The sequence below is a fragment of the Acinetobacter sp. NRRL B-65365 genome, assembly GCF_001605865.1.
Classification (GTDB): Bacteria; Pseudomonadota; Gammaproteobacteria; order Pseudomonadales; family Moraxellaceae; genus Acinetobacter; species Acinetobacter vivianii.
This window is the reverse complement of sequence record NZ_LRPD01000022.1, coordinates 39,753-55,771: the sequence shown is the minus strand read 5'-3', so window position 1 is coordinate 55,771 and position 16,019 is coordinate 39,753. Positions and strand designations below refer to the sequence as shown.

Annotated in this window: 12 protein-coding genes and 1 pseudogene; 8 read left to right on the top strand and 5 right to left on the bottom strand. The window is 41.2% G+C overall.

Going from position 1 to position 16,019, the window contains the following annotated elements; genetic code table 11:
• Nucleotides 1-122 precede the first annotated feature (122 nt).
• Together AWW72_RS09680 and AWW72_RS09675 are read left to right on the top strand one after the other, a co-directional pair.
• On the top strand, nt 123-707 hold the full coding sequence (locus AWW72_RS09680) for an anthranilate synthase component II (protein ID WP_062847195.1): 585 nt from the start codon (nt 123-125) through the stop codon (nt 705-707).
• Nucleotides 708-1,063: 356 nt separating this feature from the next.
• A complete protein-coding gene (locus tag AWW72_RS09675; RefSeq protein ID WP_004773709.1) occupies nt 1,064-2,428 on the top strand; it encodes an L-cystine transporter in 1,365 nt (454 codons plus the stop codon).
• 56 nt (nt 2,429-2,484) lie between these two features.
• Here AWW72_RS09675 and AWW72_RS09670 read toward each other — a convergent pair.
• Both AWW72_RS09670 and AWW72_RS09665 read right to left on the bottom strand, forming a co-directional pair.
• A pseudogene (locus tag AWW72_RS09670) lies at nt 2,485-5,257 on the bottom strand (M1 family metallopeptidase).
• A gap of 7 nt (nt 5,258-5,264) precedes the next feature.
• Nucleotides 5,265-7,997 (bottom strand): TonB-dependent receptor, encoded by a 2,733-nt coding sequence (locus tag AWW72_RS09665; protein ID WP_062847193.1) that lies wholly within the window; start codon nt 7,995-7,997, stop codon nt 5,265-5,267.
• Between the two features lie 355 nt (nt 7,998-8,352).
• Here AWW72_RS09665 and trpD point away from each other — a divergent pair, with 355 nt between their 5' ends.
• From trpD to AWW72_RS09635, 6 genes are all read left to right on the top strand, one after another.
• On the top strand, nt 8,353-9,402 hold the full coding sequence (gene trpD, locus AWW72_RS09660; RefSeq protein WP_032863949.1) for an anthranilate phosphoribosyltransferase: 1,050 nt from the start codon (nt 8,353-8,355) through the stop codon (nt 9,400-9,402).
• A gap of 9 nt (nt 9,403-9,411) precedes the next feature.
• A complete protein-coding gene (trpC, locus tag AWW72_RS09655; RefSeq protein ID WP_062847192.1) occupies nt 9,412-10,218 on the top strand; it encodes an indole-3-glycerol phosphate synthase TrpC in 807 nt (268 codons plus the stop codon).
• Between the two features lie 97 nt (nt 10,219-10,315).
• Entirely contained in the window at nt 10,316-10,741 is a 426-nt protein-coding gene (locus AWW72_RS09650) for a hypothetical protein (RefSeq protein ID WP_062847191.1), read from the top strand.
• Nucleotides 10,742-10,879: 138 nt separating this feature from the next.
• Entirely contained in the window at nt 10,880-11,569 is a 690-nt protein-coding gene (locus AWW72_RS09645) for a Smr/MutS family protein (protein WP_005258830.1), read from the top strand.
• A 91-nt stretch (nt 11,570-11,660) separates the two neighbouring features.
• A complete protein-coding gene (folE, locus tag AWW72_RS09640) occupies nt 11,661-12,209 on the top strand; it encodes a GTP cyclohydrolase I FolE (RefSeq protein WP_171062185.1) in 549 nt (182 codons plus the stop codon).
• A gap of 14 nt (nt 12,210-12,223) precedes the next feature.
• On the top strand, nt 12,224-12,583 hold the full coding sequence (locus tag AWW72_RS09635; protein WP_004773723.1) for a cupin domain-containing protein: 360 nt from the start codon (nt 12,224-12,226) through the stop codon (nt 12,581-12,583).
• 36 nt (nt 12,584-12,619) lie between these two features.
• On the opposite strand, the gene AWW72_RS09630 is transcribed toward AWW72_RS09635, so the two are convergent.
• From AWW72_RS09630 to AWW72_RS09620, 3 genes are all read right to left on the bottom strand, one after another.
• A complete protein-coding gene (locus AWW72_RS09630) occupies nt 12,620-14,500 on the bottom strand; it encodes an Lnb N-terminal periplasmic domain-containing protein (protein ID WP_062847190.1) in 1,881 nt (626 codons plus the stop codon).
• A gap of 80 nt (nt 14,501-14,580) precedes the next feature.
• Nucleotides 14,581-15,051, bottom strand: coding sequence for a DUF3015 family protein (locus AWW72_RS09625; RefSeq protein WP_004773725.1), 471 nt, complete (start codon nt 15,049-15,051; stop codon nt 14,581-14,583).
• 172 nt (nt 15,052-15,223) lie between these two features.
• A complete protein-coding gene (locus AWW72_RS09620; protein WP_062847189.1) occupies nt 15,224-16,018 on the bottom strand; it encodes a DUF817 family protein in 795 nt (264 codons plus the stop codon).
• Nucleotide 16,019: the final 1 nt, after the last annotated feature.

The window sequence follows — 16,019 nt, the reverse complement described above, 5'->3', positions numbered from 1 at the left end:
CTTAGATAGCGGCTTTATTTTTGTTCAATACATTGGGCACTAGTTTCAAAACGAGTAACCAAACGGGTATTCAAAACAGCACTATTTGAAAATACATTAAATATCAAGAGGTTTAGCTAAAAATGCTTCTAATGATCGACAATTACGACTCTTTTACCTACAACATCGTCCAGTATTTTGGCGAGTTGAATCAGGAAGTAAAAGTAGTTCGCAATGATCAAGTCTCATTAGAGGATATTGAACGATGGCAGCCAAAATATTTAGTAATTGGACCGGGGCCATGTTCTCCAAGTGAAGCAGGAATTTCTATTCCAGCGATCAATCACTTTGCAGGAAAAATTCCTTTATTGGGCGTGTGCTTAGGTCATCAAGCAATTGGACAGGCATTCGGTGGAAATATTATTCGCGCAAAAACCGTCATGCACGGTCGCTTATCCGACATGCATCACACAGATAAAGGGATTTTTAGCAATCTCCCTTCTCCATTTGCAGCGACACGTTATCATTCACTGGTGATTGAGCAAGAAACGTTACCAGAATGCCTAGAACTGACCTGCTGGACCAATCAGACTGATGGCACGATTGAGGAAATTATGGGTGTTAAACATAAAACCCTTCCAGTCGAAGGCGTTCAGTTTCACCCTGAATCAATTTTGAGTGAGCATGGGCATCAAATTTTTAAAAACTTCCTAGAGCTTTATGCTTAAACCAAAACTGACTTTTTAATTTCAGTATTAAAACAGCCTGTTGCCCTCCAATAGGCTGTTTTTATTTTGAACATATAAAAACAATATACAACTCATACAAACTGATTATTTTTTAAGCTTTAAAATTAAAAGACGATCTATTACTTTAAAACAAATCATTCTTTTTCAATAATTAATCCACTTTTCACAGAATAGAAAAAGTAAAGGTACGATGCGATTTCAGATTGAACACCGCCCTTTTTACTTTTTTAGATTAACTATAGTCATAGGAATGATTAAGTTTCAGGGCTGCTGGATGGTAGAATCTACGCCATTATTTTTAGCACTCCCTGAAATATCAATCAGGACAACCTATAGTGAATATCTTGGTTTTATTGAATATTATTGTTTTTGTCCTGCTCATGGCAGGATTGTTCTTTTCCTACCGAAAAGATTGGAGCCTTTCAAAGAAAGTTCTGATCGGTATGGTGGTGGGTATCATCTACGGTCTGGCACTTAAAACCATATATGGCGATGGTCAGATTATTGAACACTCTGTCGCATGGTTCAACCTTGTGGGTAATGGTTATATCCAGCTATTACAAATGGTGATCATGCCGCTGATTTTCGTTTCAATCGTCAGTGCCGTGGTGAAATTACATCAGACAACGTCGCTTGGAAAAATCAGTGTCTTAGTGATTGGTATCCTGTTAGCAACCACGGCTATTGCCGCGCTGGTGGGTGCCACCGTGACTAACTTATTTGGTTTAACCGCCGAAGGTCTGGTACAAGGCACTCAAGAAGCTGCACGTTTAGCTGCGATTCAAAGTCAATACATTGGGCAAGTCACCGATCTAGACGTACCAAAACTTCTGCTTTCTCTACTTCCTCAAAATCCATTTGCTGATTTAACAGGTATTCGTCCTACTGCAATTATCAGTGTGGTAATTTTCGCTGCATTTTTAGGTGTTGCGGCTTTAAAGCTGATGGATAAAGATCATGTAAATGGCGAAAGAATCAAGCATGGTATTGAAGCATTACAAGCGCTCGTCATTAGTCTGGTTCGTTTGGTAATGCAATTTACACCTTATGGTGTGCTGGCCTTAATGGCCAAAATGGTCGCAACAGCTAATCTTGCCGATATCGTAAAATTGGGCGAATTCCTTGTTGCTTCATATCTCGGCCTTGCGATTATGTTCCTGGTCCATGCCTTGATTTTAGTGTTTGTACGCATCAATCCAGTCGACTTTTTCAAGAAAGTCTTCCCAGTCTTGAGCTTTGCTTTTATTAGTCGCTCAAGTGCAGCCAGTATTCCACTGAATATTGAAGCACAAACCAAGCAATTGGGTGTACCTGAAGGGATTGCCAGCTTCTCGGCTTCATTTGGTGCGACGATTGGTCAAAATGGTTGTGCAGGTTTATATCCTGCAATGCTTGCTGTCATGGTTGCCCCAACCGTTGGTATCAACCCACTGGATCCGTTATGGATTGCGCAACTGGTTGTCATCGTAACGCTTAGTTCAATCGGTGTTGCTGGTGTAGGTGGTGGTGCGACATTCGCTGCCTTAATCGTGCTCCCTGCGATGGGCTTACCAATTACTTTAGTGGCTTTACTGATTTCAATCGAACCTTTGATTGATATGGGACGTACCGCATTAAATGTAAATGGTTCAATGACCGCTGGTACAGCAACCAGTCAATTATTGGGAGTAAGGGATCCTCAACCCGATAATGATGCTTAAATCGTATTGAAATAAAAAAAGCCAACAACAATGTTGGCTTTTTTATGGCTAGTAAATTACAACTTCAATTGTTGCACAATAGAGCCATCCTGTTTTGCAACTAAAGACTCACACAGTTGGATCCGTTCTTTGGTTTGATTTAAGCCGCGTTCGACTCCGACCAGTTCTTTGGTTCTCGGTGCGAAGAAATTATTCAACTGTGTCGCTTCCTGTTGGGTACACGCCGCGCCACTAAACAATGCAGGGAAACGTCCCGCAGAAGACTTACCTAAACGATCAAATACTGCCTCATGATTTACTTTAAACCATGACCACAATCCACCTTGTTCACCGCTATAGTTATTGATGGCATTAATCACTGTACGCACTTCCCCCACCTTCACACGCGGATCAAGAACGAGCTGGCGTGCCTGCTGACGTGTGTCTGTCTGATTAGCTGAGCCTAAAGCAGATAGAATTGCCAAACGTTGTGTCGGTTGAGTAATCCGTTGTAATTCCCCTGCTAAACGATCAAATACAGGCTGTCCTTTTTCTTGAACCCGTACTGCCAAAATAGTGGGTAATAATTCTGGCGTGAGCTGGGCAAAGTTCAGTTGCTTCTGTTCAAATAAAGCATCCGATTGCTTTAAGAGTTTTTGACGAACTTCTGGTACCTGAATATCCAGTGCAAGGAACTGCGCCAACTCACTACGCCATAAACTATCCTCAGCAGATTCACCCGCTTTACTGGTATAACCCAACTGATTCAGTTTTGGTAAGTATAAATTCGCCAGAACCTTTCTCAAATGCTCACGTTCAGCATCTGTTTTCAATACATGACGTTGTATCACACTGAGCTGCTGAAATAATGCGGTACTGATTTGGCGGCTATTCGAGTGAGCAAACTTCTTCGCAACATCCACCACCGCCAACAAGTTAATATCACCATGATTAAATGCTGCCGAAATCGCATAAGCATGGGCCAATTGTTCAGTATTGGAGAGTTTTGCTGTTGCTGCTGTCAAACGAGCAAGTTCCTGTTCAGGCAAACTAAATTGGTAATAGCCTGCAGCATCTGCATTTGGAATATACCAACTGTTAATACTTGCGCCTTTGAGCTCAATTTTGGCTTCAGCTCGGTCAACCAGTTCACATTGGACTTTGCTTGCCGCATTTGGAACTTCATAGCGCACACATAATGGTACACCCCAAAGGCTATTGGCATCCCCTTTTGAACCGACTGGTAAATAGCGAGTTTGTTTCACATTTAAAAAGACTTTATTACCTTGTTGCTGCAATGAGGTATTCAGCAAAGGTACACCCGGTTGATCAATAAAACTTTTTACCGCTTTGCTAAAACGTTCAGCCTGACCAGACTGCTCTGCAAGAGAACTGATTAAATCATTCGCGGTGGCACTACCATATTGATGCTTGTTAATATAATTCCGTACGCCTTGTTTGAACTTTTCCTCACCTAAATAACTTTCAAACATATTTAAAACAGCCGCGCCTTTTTGATAGGTAATACCATCAAAAGCAGTTTGAATATCGGCATTACTTAAAATTGGCTGGCGGATACGGCGTACACTGACCAAGCTATCGCTTTTCATTGCACCTGCTGTATCTACGACTCGTTCCAGATCAGCATTGAATTCAGGGTGCAATTGTTGGGTGATTTTACTTTGCATCCAAGTGGCAAAAGATTCATTCAACCACAAGTCATCCCACCACGGCATCGTCACCACATCACCAAACCATTGATGCGCCAACTCATGTGCATTGACATTAAAAGAGCCCTGTACAAATGACACAGGTGAGTCTTTGTCTAGCAGCATCAAATAATCTCTAAAGGTAATCAACCCGGGATTTTCCATTGCACCCGCAGCAAAGTCTGGTGCAGCAAGTAGGTCTAATTTGTCGAAGGGATAGCCAAAAGCAAAATAATCTTCTAGCGTTTTTAAAATTGCAGGGGTTTCCGATAAAGCATGCTGCATTTTTGCAGCCTTACCATCTGGTGCAATCCCGCGCAGTTGAATGGCATCTTTGCGCCATTGTGTTGCAGCAATATCTGGCCCTTTCTGTAATTGCCAAGGCCCAACTGCCAGCGCAAGCAAATAAGTTGGTAATGGTTTGGTCGGTGCAAAACTTAAAGTTTTCCAACCTGACTGATCGGTCTGCTCCGATGTCTGATTGGTATTGGCAAAACCTGAATATTTCTCTGGAATGGTCAGACGAATATTAAACGGCGTTTTAAAACGTGGTTCATCGAAAGATGGGAAAGATTGACGGGCACTAATGGCTTCCATTTGAGTCATGATATAAGGTTTACCTTCAAACTCAATTTTATAGATACCATCAAGTTGCTGATCATAATCTGCATTAAAATCCAGTACTAAACGATATTGCCCAGCAGCTAAGGTCTTGGCAAATTTAATCACACTCACGCCATCGACTTCTGAAGCCTGTTCATATTTGGCTTTGGTTTTCTGTCCATTTACGGCGCTAATACTCGCCTCTTTTACCGACAAGGATTTGCCATGAATCCACAGATGGTCGGTCGCTTGAGTGAGTTTTAAATGAATGGTGGTTTTGCCCGTATAACCTTTTTGTGCAGGATCAATTTTAAAGTCTAAATCATAAGATTCAGGCACAACCCATTCAGGTAATTTTCCAATTGGAATTTGTTCTTTGCTATTTGATGCAAAAATCTGTGTTGCGGATAAAGAAATTAATGTCGTAAGTAGCAATCGTTTTTTTAATGAAGGTTTGACCAACATAGGAGATCTGTCCTCTGTATTTTTTAAAATAAAAAGACGCAGCAAATGGTGTACCACTTCGCTGCATCCACACATCATTGTTAGAATTTATAATTAAACTCCAGCCAGCCCTGACGGCCGAATGGTGAATATGATCCTACTGGATAATATGGCCATCCGCCTGTGTCATCGCGTTTCACTTTGTCAAACAGGTTATTCACAATGATTGATGCAGAGGCTTTTGGCGAAATTTGATAGGTTCCGCTCCAATTGACCAAATAGGTCGGGCTTAAGTAAGCCGTTTGATTCCCGTTTGGAATCTTGCCATAGCGATTCACCAGAACTGTCGATGCCCAATCACCTCGATTCCAACTGAGGCTGGTATTGAAACGGTCTCTCCAATCTGGAATGGTTAAGTCTTTAAGATAATTATCTTTCTCGCCGTCTTTAGATTGTTGATATTCACGTTCAAGCACGCGGCTATAATTCACCGTCCACAGGAAATTACCCAGATTTTCAGTTTTCCAACGCCATTTGCTGGTGAAATCAATTCCTCGGGTATGATCTGAAGCAGCATTGATCGGAACGATATTAATATTCTTGATCACATTTGGATCAACCACTGCATTCGTCGGGTTCCGTTCTACACGCGCTAAAGCATCGACACATTGTGCAGAGTTGATATCTTGTGCGCCCAAACGACAATCTGCTTCCAGACGTAAAATTTTATCCTCACTTAAATTGGTTACCAGATTATCAATTTTGATATCCCAGTAGTCGACGGAAATATCAAACTTATTACTTGGTGACCAAACAAAACCTGCACCATAAGATTTACCCTCTTCAGGCTTTAAATCCTTATTGCCCGTTAAGGTATAATTTGCTCCCGGCGAATAATCTTTAAAACTACATTTATCTAAAGCTTGTCCCGTCTGACTGCAACGTAAATAATCGGTGGTACTTGGGAAATAACCTTTTTGTTTATTTAAAAACAGATAATTCATATCTGGTGCGCGGAAACTGGTCGCATAGTTACCTCGAACCAATAAGGTTGGATGTGGTCTAAGCTCAAGTCCTGAACCAAACGTGAATTTATCAATACTGTTATCTGACAAAGCATACCGGTCATAACGTCCAGACAGCGTTAAATTTAATGGCTTTGCTAACGGTAGAAAGAGTTCCGTACCCAATGCCTGACGTGTACGCGCCCCACCATATTCACCACTGGAAGTCGCATTATAGAAGTCACCATTTTCTACCGCTTTATCCGGTTTGATTGTAAAACCTTGACGCCCAATTTCTGCCACAGCAGCAAGCTTAGCCGTTCCTGCTGGGAGTTCAAACACATCACCATTGGCACTTAAAGTTAAGCTCTGTGCCCAAGACTTGTCTTTTTCTTCTGTCGTGCCCGAAATCGTTCTAAATTCACTTGCCGTCAGTGGTCGACTTAAACGATCCAGATTCGGTGAATAAATCGGAATACCATCCTGATCTGTCCCCAGTTGCTGACCTAAGAAATATTCATCAACATTCGAACGCACCAGACCTTGTTTGCGTAATTGACTGGTATAAATCGAGCCATTATAGGCAGCTTCATAACGCCAGCTGCTGTCTCCAATATCACCACGAATACCAAAGTTTAAATTTGAGGAGAGTTCTTTCCATTTTTTATTGGCTTGCTCAACATCCCCTAATTCTTCTGGCGCAAAACGACGACTCCAAATTTCATAATTTCCTGTGTCTTGATTGAGGAAATAGCCGCTACTTGCACCTAAGGATGTCCATATCGGGCCACGAGTATTATTTTCAATTTGATTGGCACCAATCAAAATATCTGCGAATAATTGTGTTTTTTCATTCAGCTCATAATCCAAACCGAGATAGCCATTTTGGCTGCGATTCTTGGTTTGAACCGTCCAATAGGTCGGTCGTGCTAATCCACTGGCACAGTTATCTGCACCTGTTTTTCCTATATTCTGGACTGATCCTTTAAATAAGCCATCAAATGCATCACAACCACCGATTGAGAGATATTGTCCTGTCTTGGCATTTTTACGCCCAACGATCGTGTCTGGCTTTTCCCCCAAACGTGTTCGGCTCGTCATAAAGTCACGATCAGCTGCCCAAATCGGTTCACGACCACTCAGCTCAAGTCCATACACCAGATTTAACTTATCCAGTGTTTTACTACCACTCAGTTGTAAACGTAGGTTCTCGCCGCCTTCTTTGGTTCCACCTGCCTTGATATTAAATTGGGTCCCGTCGGTTTTCTTTTTCAGAATAATATTCACTACACCTGCGATTGCATCTGAACCATAAATCGCGGAAGCACCACCGTTTAATATTTCGATTCGATCAATAATTGCAGTTGGAATATTGGCTAAATTGACAAAATTCACAGAACCATCATATGGCACAGGATAGTCAGCCACCCGATGTCCATTGATTAAAGTCAGGGTGTGATTCGGTCCTAAACCTCGTAAACTAATCGCATTGGCGGCAGGCGTAAAGGTATTGCCATAGTCAGCTCCTTGCACAAAGCCGGTATTTTGGGTCAGGTTATTTAATGCATCAAAGGCATTGCTAAAGCCCTGCTTTTCGATATCGGCTGCGGTAATCACGGTTACACTGGTCGGGCCATCTTTTTGAGCTTTGGAAATACGTGAACCTGTGACTGCTACACGCACCACTTTATCCGATGTTGCCTTGCTTTGTGGCTGTTCTACATGGGTCTCAGCATAACTTTCTAATGGATGAAGGCATGCAATAAAGACAAAAACAAAACAACCTTTATTTTTAGCAGCCCCAAGATATTTCAAGTAATTTAGGTACATATTTATGGATGAATAAAATGAAGACCGACCTAATATATCCACTTTTATTTAGTTGATTTATACTCATTTTTTCTAGGGATATGTATGATTAAGATATACCAAAAGGTTAATTCCTTATCATAAAAACTCAGAATAAATTAAAACCTTTTTCCAGAAATAAATCGAGCTATTCAAAAATACCATATCAGAGAAGCAGCAAAATTTTTAAAACTATGACCGAACAACAAAAAACTTTGTTTATTTTCTGATAACATAGCTCGCAGCTAGTGAATCATGGATCACAAAAAGCCAAACCATCTACTCAGACAACTGACCTCACTCAAAATTTTAATCATTGATGCTGTAACTCATGACTATGAATATCCAACAGGCCCTTAATCACATTACCAAGAACATTCATCTTACCCAGCCTCAAATGGAAGATGTGATGCGCAGCATCATGCAAGGCGAAGCAACGGAAGCGCAGATTGGTGCACTGATGATGGGCTTACGCATGAAAGGTGAAAGTATTGATGAGATCACCGCTGCGGCACGCATTATGCGTGAGTTTGCTATCAAGATTGATGTCAGTGATATTCCGCATCTCGTCGATATCGTAGGTACAGGCGGTGACGGTCAAAATCTGTTTAATGTTTCAACCGCTTCTAGCTTTGTGATTGCCGCTGCGGGTGCAACTATTGCCAAACACGGTAACCGCGGTGTATCAAGCAAATCAGGTTCTTCTGATGTACTTGAGCAAATCGGGATTCAGCTTGACCTGGATATGCAACAAACTGAACGCTGTATTCGTGAAATGGGTGTAGGTTTCCTGTTTGCACCAAATCATCATAAAGCCATGAAATACGCTGTTGGCCCACGTCGTGAATTGGGAATCCGCAGTATTTTCAACTTACTGGGGCCATTGACCAACCCTGCTGGCGTGAACCGTTTTGTGATTGGCGTATTCTCAGATGAACTTTGCCGTCCGATTGCTGAAGTATTAAAACAGTTGGGTGCCGAGCATGTACTGGTTGTGCATTCTAAAGATGGTCTGGACGAAATCAGTCTGGCTGCACCCACTGCCGTCGCTGAACTCAAAGATGGTGAAATTACCGAATGGACACTGAATCCAGATGATGTCGGTATTCCATCTCAAACCTTGTCAGGTTTAGTGGTGAATAGTTCAGAAGAAAGCCTAAAACTGATTAAAGATGCACTAGGCCGTAATAAATCCGACATTGGCGAAAAAGCAGCAAATATGATTGCACTAAATGCAGCTGCTGGGATTTATGTTGCGGGCATTACCAAAACCTATAAACAAGCTGTTGAGCTGGCTCAGGATATTCTGTACGGCGGACAAGCGCTCGAAAAAATGAGTATCTTGGCTGAATTTACCAAGACATTGAAACAATATCAGGCAGACTAAGGACTTCTCATGATCGATATTCAAAATACCATTTTAGGTAAAATTGTTGACCGCAAACATGAGGAGCTTGCAGCACGTTTAAAACAACGTAGCTTGCATGATGTTGAACAATGGGCAAAAGAGGCTTCACCTGTACGTGGTTTTGCCAATGCCTTGCAACATAAACGTCCAGCTGTTATTGCTGAAATAAAAAAAGCATCTCCGTCTAAAGGCATTATTCGTGCAGATTTCAATCCCGCAGAAATTGCTCAACAGTATGAACAAGCGGGCGCTGCTTGCCTGTCTGTATTAACGGATGTGGATTTCTTCCAAGGCGCGGATGAAAATATTGCTATCGCACGTAATCACTGTGCCCTGCCAGCTTTACGTAAAGACTTCTTGGTTGATCCTTATAATGTCATTGAAGCACGTGCTTTACATGCGGATTGTATTTTATTGATTGTGGCCTGCCTATCCGATCAACAGCTTGAAGAAATGTCGAAAACGGCATTTGAGCAGCAGTTGGATGTGTTAGTTGAAGTGCATGATGAATATGAATTAGAGCGTGCTTTAAAACTTTCTGAACAATGCATTTTGGGTGTGAATAACCGTAATCTTAAAACCTTTGATGTCGATTTAAATACCTCATTACGTTTAAAGAAATTATTGCCTGCTTCTCGCGTTTTGGTGACAGAAAGTGGTATTGCCACGCCTGCTGATGTAGAAATGATGCAAGCTAATGATATTTATACTTTCTTGGTCGGCGAAAGCTTTATGAAACAACCTCGCCCAGATCAGGCATTTAATGAGTTGTTTGGTCAGCCTGAGCAAATCTAAGCCAGTAAGGTTCAAGCTAAGGTTTTATCTTGAACCTTTAAAATGATACTAGAACTAAAAATAAGTTCCGAATAAAGAATAAAATTGATGGAACAATATGAATAACTTTTTATTACTTATCGGGTTAATCTTATTAATGGGTTTTCCTATTTATAGTCATTTATTTTTTTACGAAAAAATTCAGAGTTTTAAAGACCCAAGAGTTCTTTTCTACTTAACGATCATTCCTGGATGCATTTTGATTGGCATTGCAATGTATTCATCCCCTGCTCAGACCTTAATGACGTCTCAAGCATGTGGTGTAATCGAACAATATAAAAAAATTCAAAAACGAGACGGTCACTTCGAACGGCTCGCAATTGTCATGGACCAATCTGGTTATATTCGTTATTTTGATTTTGATCACACTTTACCGCGTCTCCAAGCAAATCAGCATATTTGTTTTGAACTATATGATCGCTTTAAAAATAAAGGTTTAAATCAATCTCGAATGATAAAAATTATAAGGGAGTCATCATCTTAAAAATAATGCATTTTTAATTTTCAATCCGCTCTAAAAAACTAATCTCCATAGCCTCCTGAACGTAATACAGTTCAAATTATCATAGATTCGGACTATAATTTCACACCTCTCTCGTATCTTGCCTATTTTTCTAACATTATGAGTAAACACGATTCATCGCTTTCTAAAGATCAGTTTAATTTACTGAAAGCCTTTAAAAAGCAAATCTCTAATCCTCAATCCAGCGCGATTGCAAAGCAAGCCGAATCAAAAAAGGCTCAAGCTGCTGCTGAAGAGTTGGAAGATACAGAACTTTTTAAAAAAGCCCTACTTGGGGTCAAACCAATCGACAATCAAAATATTGCTGATACTAAAGTAACGCGTAGCAAAAAAGTTGATGCCCAAACCTTGGCAAAGCGTGCTGCGGCAGAAGGTGGAGCTGAGCAAGAGCTCACAGAAATATCCGATACCCAAGCGATCTTAAATCCTGTGGCTAGCCAAGCGGCATTAAGCTACCGCATCGCGACCTTACAGCACAAAGTATTTGAAGACTTAAAAGCAGGTAAAATTCGCTGGTTCGAGGCGGTGGATCTACATGGTTGTACCGTTGAGCAAGCACGTGCAGCGGTTCTGCAAATCATTCAAATGGCAAAAGAAGAAAACCAGAATGTCATTAAGATCGTGCATGGCAAAGGCCCAGAAGCGATTTTAAAAACCTATGTCAATGGCTGGCTGAGACAGCATCGTGATGTACTTGCTTTTGTGAGCGCGCCTGAAAATCAGGGCGGCACAGGTGCTGTTTTAGTCCTGCTCAAACGTGCTGAAAAGAACCCTAAATTCAAACAGTAATCGGCATTTATATCAAAATTAAGATTTTTAATCGTTTTCTGATACAATTGCCGTTTTTGTTCAACCCACCTAAGTGAACATTGTTATGTCTATGCAGCAATCGTACGCAAATATCTTAACTGCCGTTGGCGAAGACCTAAATCGCCCGGGCTTACAAGATACACCGATGCGTGCGGCGAAAGCTTTTTCTTTTTTAACTTCTGGTTATAGCAAAACGCTTGAAGAAGTTACGAATAGCGCACTCTTCCCTTCCGATAACCATGAAATGGTATTGGTTAAAAACATCGAATTTTATTCGCTTTGCGAACACCATTTATTGCCATTTTATGGCCGCGTGCATATCGCCTATTTACCTGAGGGTCAGGTACTGGGTCTATCAAAATTTGCTCGTATTACTGAAATGTTTGCGCGTCGACTTCAAGTTCAAGAGAACCTGACCCAGCAGATTGCTGAAGCAGTTGCACAGGTAACTCAGGCACGTGGTGTTGCAGTTGTGATTGACTCTGCACATATGTGCATGATGATGCGTGGTGTGGGTAAGCAAGAATCAACCACTCGTACGGTTTCTTTTATCGGTGATTTTAAAACAGATAAAGATACGCGTCGCGAGTTCTTGAGCGCTGTGCCAGAAAGCTATTAATACGAGTACTGCATATGTCATCCATTCAGTTAGCAGGTTTCGGTCATTTAAAAAATGAAGCCAGCGTTGATTACCCTCGACCAGATCGTCTGGTTCAGGGTAATCCTGAACGGCTCACTCATAGCTTGTATGAGCATCCGCAGATGGACTGTGGCATCTGGCAGTGTGAAGTCGGTGCATGGAATATTCAATTTGCTGAGAACAAGCAAGAATTCTTTCAGATCATTGAAGGCATTGTGCGCATTCATGATGCAAAAACCAATTCCTTTATTGAAGTGACTGCTGGCCAAGCAGGCATTATCCCACCTGCATTTGTGGGAACATTTGAAGTGGTGGAAACCGTCAAAAAATACTACGTGATTGTAGAAATCTGATCACTGCGAATTGCACTGATCAAAGCTTTGGCTTCTCTAAAAAAACCGTACATATCCCAAGCCGAATTTATTCCAGTCTTTATGATCTTGCTGTTCGAAATCCCAATTCAAACGCACAGCATCATTTGCACTTAAACTATATTGCAGTTGTGTGCCCACTCTTAGATTCCACTGGTTTAAATCTTGCCAATACGGTAATTCTACCTGTACAACGCTGTTGATATTATCTGACCATACATTCATGCACCCCACTGTAGGCCCAGCGCCAACACGCCAACCTTTATCCAAGTCCTTTCCACCTTGAATATGACTTTGTAATTGGGCATAGCACAAATGTCGACGATCATAATCCGCCAGACTATAGCCCACTTGCATATTGAGATTCATCACGCCATGTTGTTGGTCTTCACTAAACTGGCCTTTCTCAATGCTTTCCTGTTTCCAGCCGAGATTAAAACCCCAAGTTAATGGCGATTTAAAAGGTTGAATCGGGTTATATGAATTGACAGATAAGAGATCTAAATGCTCAAGTTTAAGTTTGTCATCACGATATTGCAGGCTGCCATCCAGAAACAGTAATTGCGTGCCAGTACGATAGCCGCCTTGGGGATCGATCAGATCATGGTAAGCCTGACGGTGACCCAGCTCAATAAAATTCTGCCCTTGTACTTCACCCATATTTACCGACACGTTACGCGCATGATGCCCTTCTACAGGCTGCTTTTTCGGTCGGGCTGGTTCCTGACGCTGTTTAGGCACTTCTATCTGGCTACGTTGAGCTAGTAATTGACGTAATTGTGGCTGGGCAAAATCTGCATCGACCTGATGGCTAATATATTGCAGATATAAATCGTCGTAGGCCATTTCAAGAATTTTGGCCTGCTCAGACGGACTATAATTTTTTAAAACAGGTTCAGCCTGATTAAGCTCAGTAAACGCAACTTGATGTGCAACTTTAGCTAAAGGCGTGCCATGCTGCTTGGCTTGAGCAAGTAATTGGGTTTCCAGTGCAGGACGATAGACCACTTCTTTAACCAGATTTTGTTGGTCAACAGCCTTCAAGGTTTCAATCGGAATGGCAGCATAATTAAACTGCTGTTTTAAGTTTAAATTCGGACGTACCAGATCGATCAGGCCGAGCAAGCGGTAAGCACAGTTATCGCTGACGAAATAATAAGGAAAACTCACATGCTGCATTTCCCAGATATGCTCAACCAGAAAGCGGGTTTCTTCTGGAGTTAAATTCAGCTCATATTCCCATAGATCACGGCTTTCAAAATCGCCATATTCTTTGACCTTACGGTAGTACGGCATCAATGAATATTCACCAGGATACTGTCCAGTTAAGCCTTTCCATGCATAAGACCAGTTATCATCCCCTTTCACCGTTGCAGCATAATTGACTGCATACGAGACCAAATTAAGCTGTTTCTGATCTTTAGGGTCTAGCCGCAATAAAGTATGCCCAAACATGGAACTTGGATTGCCCATAAAGTCAGTGGCATAAATCAAGGTGGCCTTATACGGCTTGATCTGATTAATCCATTCCTCAAACTCAGTACAATTGGCTTGAGGAAGTTGTGTCGACTCAATATTCAACTGCTGCATCAACCAGCGACTGCGTGCAGGGAATTTACACCGTATCGATTGATTATCGGCAGCTTCCAGAAATAAGGCTTTAATATCTGCTTGTAATTCGCTTTTTAAATTCGTTTTGCCATCTTTGGCATAAAAATAACCGGCATAGTTGACCTCACTGTTTTGTTTTTGGTCGGCATACATCAAGCGTTGCCATGTGATTTGCTGGTCTAATTGTTTTTGTTGAGCAAGGTCTAAATATTTCTGTGAATCAGATTCAACCGAGGCATGTGCAAAATGGCACATCAAAGACGCTATCGCAAAAGTAATTAATTTCATTCAGCAAAATATTTTTAAGTATAAGGAAAGTAGGTATAAGAAAACCCTGCCATCGAGACAGGGTTTTATCATGCAGCAAATTAAACGTATGCTTTAAGCACCGCGTCTTTTGCCATCACGCCTTGTAAAGCGTCTAGAACTTGAAGTGAATTTGTATTTTTGCTTGAGTAAATTTCTGCAAAATTGGCTTTAGATACAGCAAAGAAACGTGCTTTATCATTGGCTTTAATTTGCATTAATTCAGCAAGAACATTTAAGCTTTCGCCTTGACCAACAGCCATATCACGCGCTAAAGCTTCAGCATTTTCATTGGTAAATGTCACCACTTGAGCTGTGACTGTTCCCCCCTGACGGCAGCCTAAAGTACCGAAGGTAATACCGAGTAACTGGTTAGTAAAGATACCATTGGTTGTTGCAGCAAGAATTTTAGGTGCAACACCTTTTTTACCCGCCCAAACTTGTGTACCCACACCACAACCCACATCATTATCAGCCATTGCCACAGTTGAACCAGCGGCTAACAATGCAGCTAATGCAATTTTCTTTAACATAGGAACGATCTCCAGTATCAATTATTTTTAACTATTTGTTATCACTATTGTGTTGTGTAATTCTTCTTACACAGGAATTAAAATAACCAGCTTGACTTGTTTTAGCAAATAAATTTTTAAATATATCTGAAATATTTATATCAGGGGCAAAAGCCCCATTCTCTCGACAACTTTAATTTAAGTGCCATATCCCATGTTTATCTCGTGTACCAAGAATCTTTAATACCAAAACCAGACTCAGTAATAATAATAGATACCAAGAACCTAATTTGCCCCAGCCCACCATATGCCATGCATCTACCTGACTTGGATAGAGCCAGATTTGATAGAAAGTACTAATGTTTTCAGCAATCCAGATCAAAAAAGCCAACAACAGTAAAATCGGTAACATCGGCACTTTAAAGCGATATTGTTGCAACTGAAAATAAAGTTTGGTCTTCCAGAAAATCACAACACTCCATATAAATAAAGCCACCCGAATATCTGGAATAAAAAACTTAGTCATAAAGTTTAAATAAGATAAAACCGCCAAACACAGCATATTGCCAAATTGCGGTAAATATTCAAAAGAGACCTGATAAAGCCGTAATGACCGAGCGAAAAAACTGCCCACGGCTGAATACATAAATCCAGCAAAGAGTGGCACAGTCCATAATTTAAAAATGGCTGGTTGCGGATATTGCCAAGATGCAATCGCAGGATGGGTCAGGAATATCTCCATGCCCATTGCCATGATATGGAATAAGGCAATAACCTTCGCTTCTGCCCATGATTCTAACTTTAAATAAACCAGACAAACCTGAATGATGAGAGCATAAAACAGCAAATAATCATAACGAAAGAAGCCCCAGTACTCATGACTTCCCATGGGTGCAGTGACTGCAAATGCGATCAGCAACAATAACCCAAATAAGGCAGCCGAAGCTGCCTTAGTAATAAAACTGAGTGGTAATACAATGAACTGCACG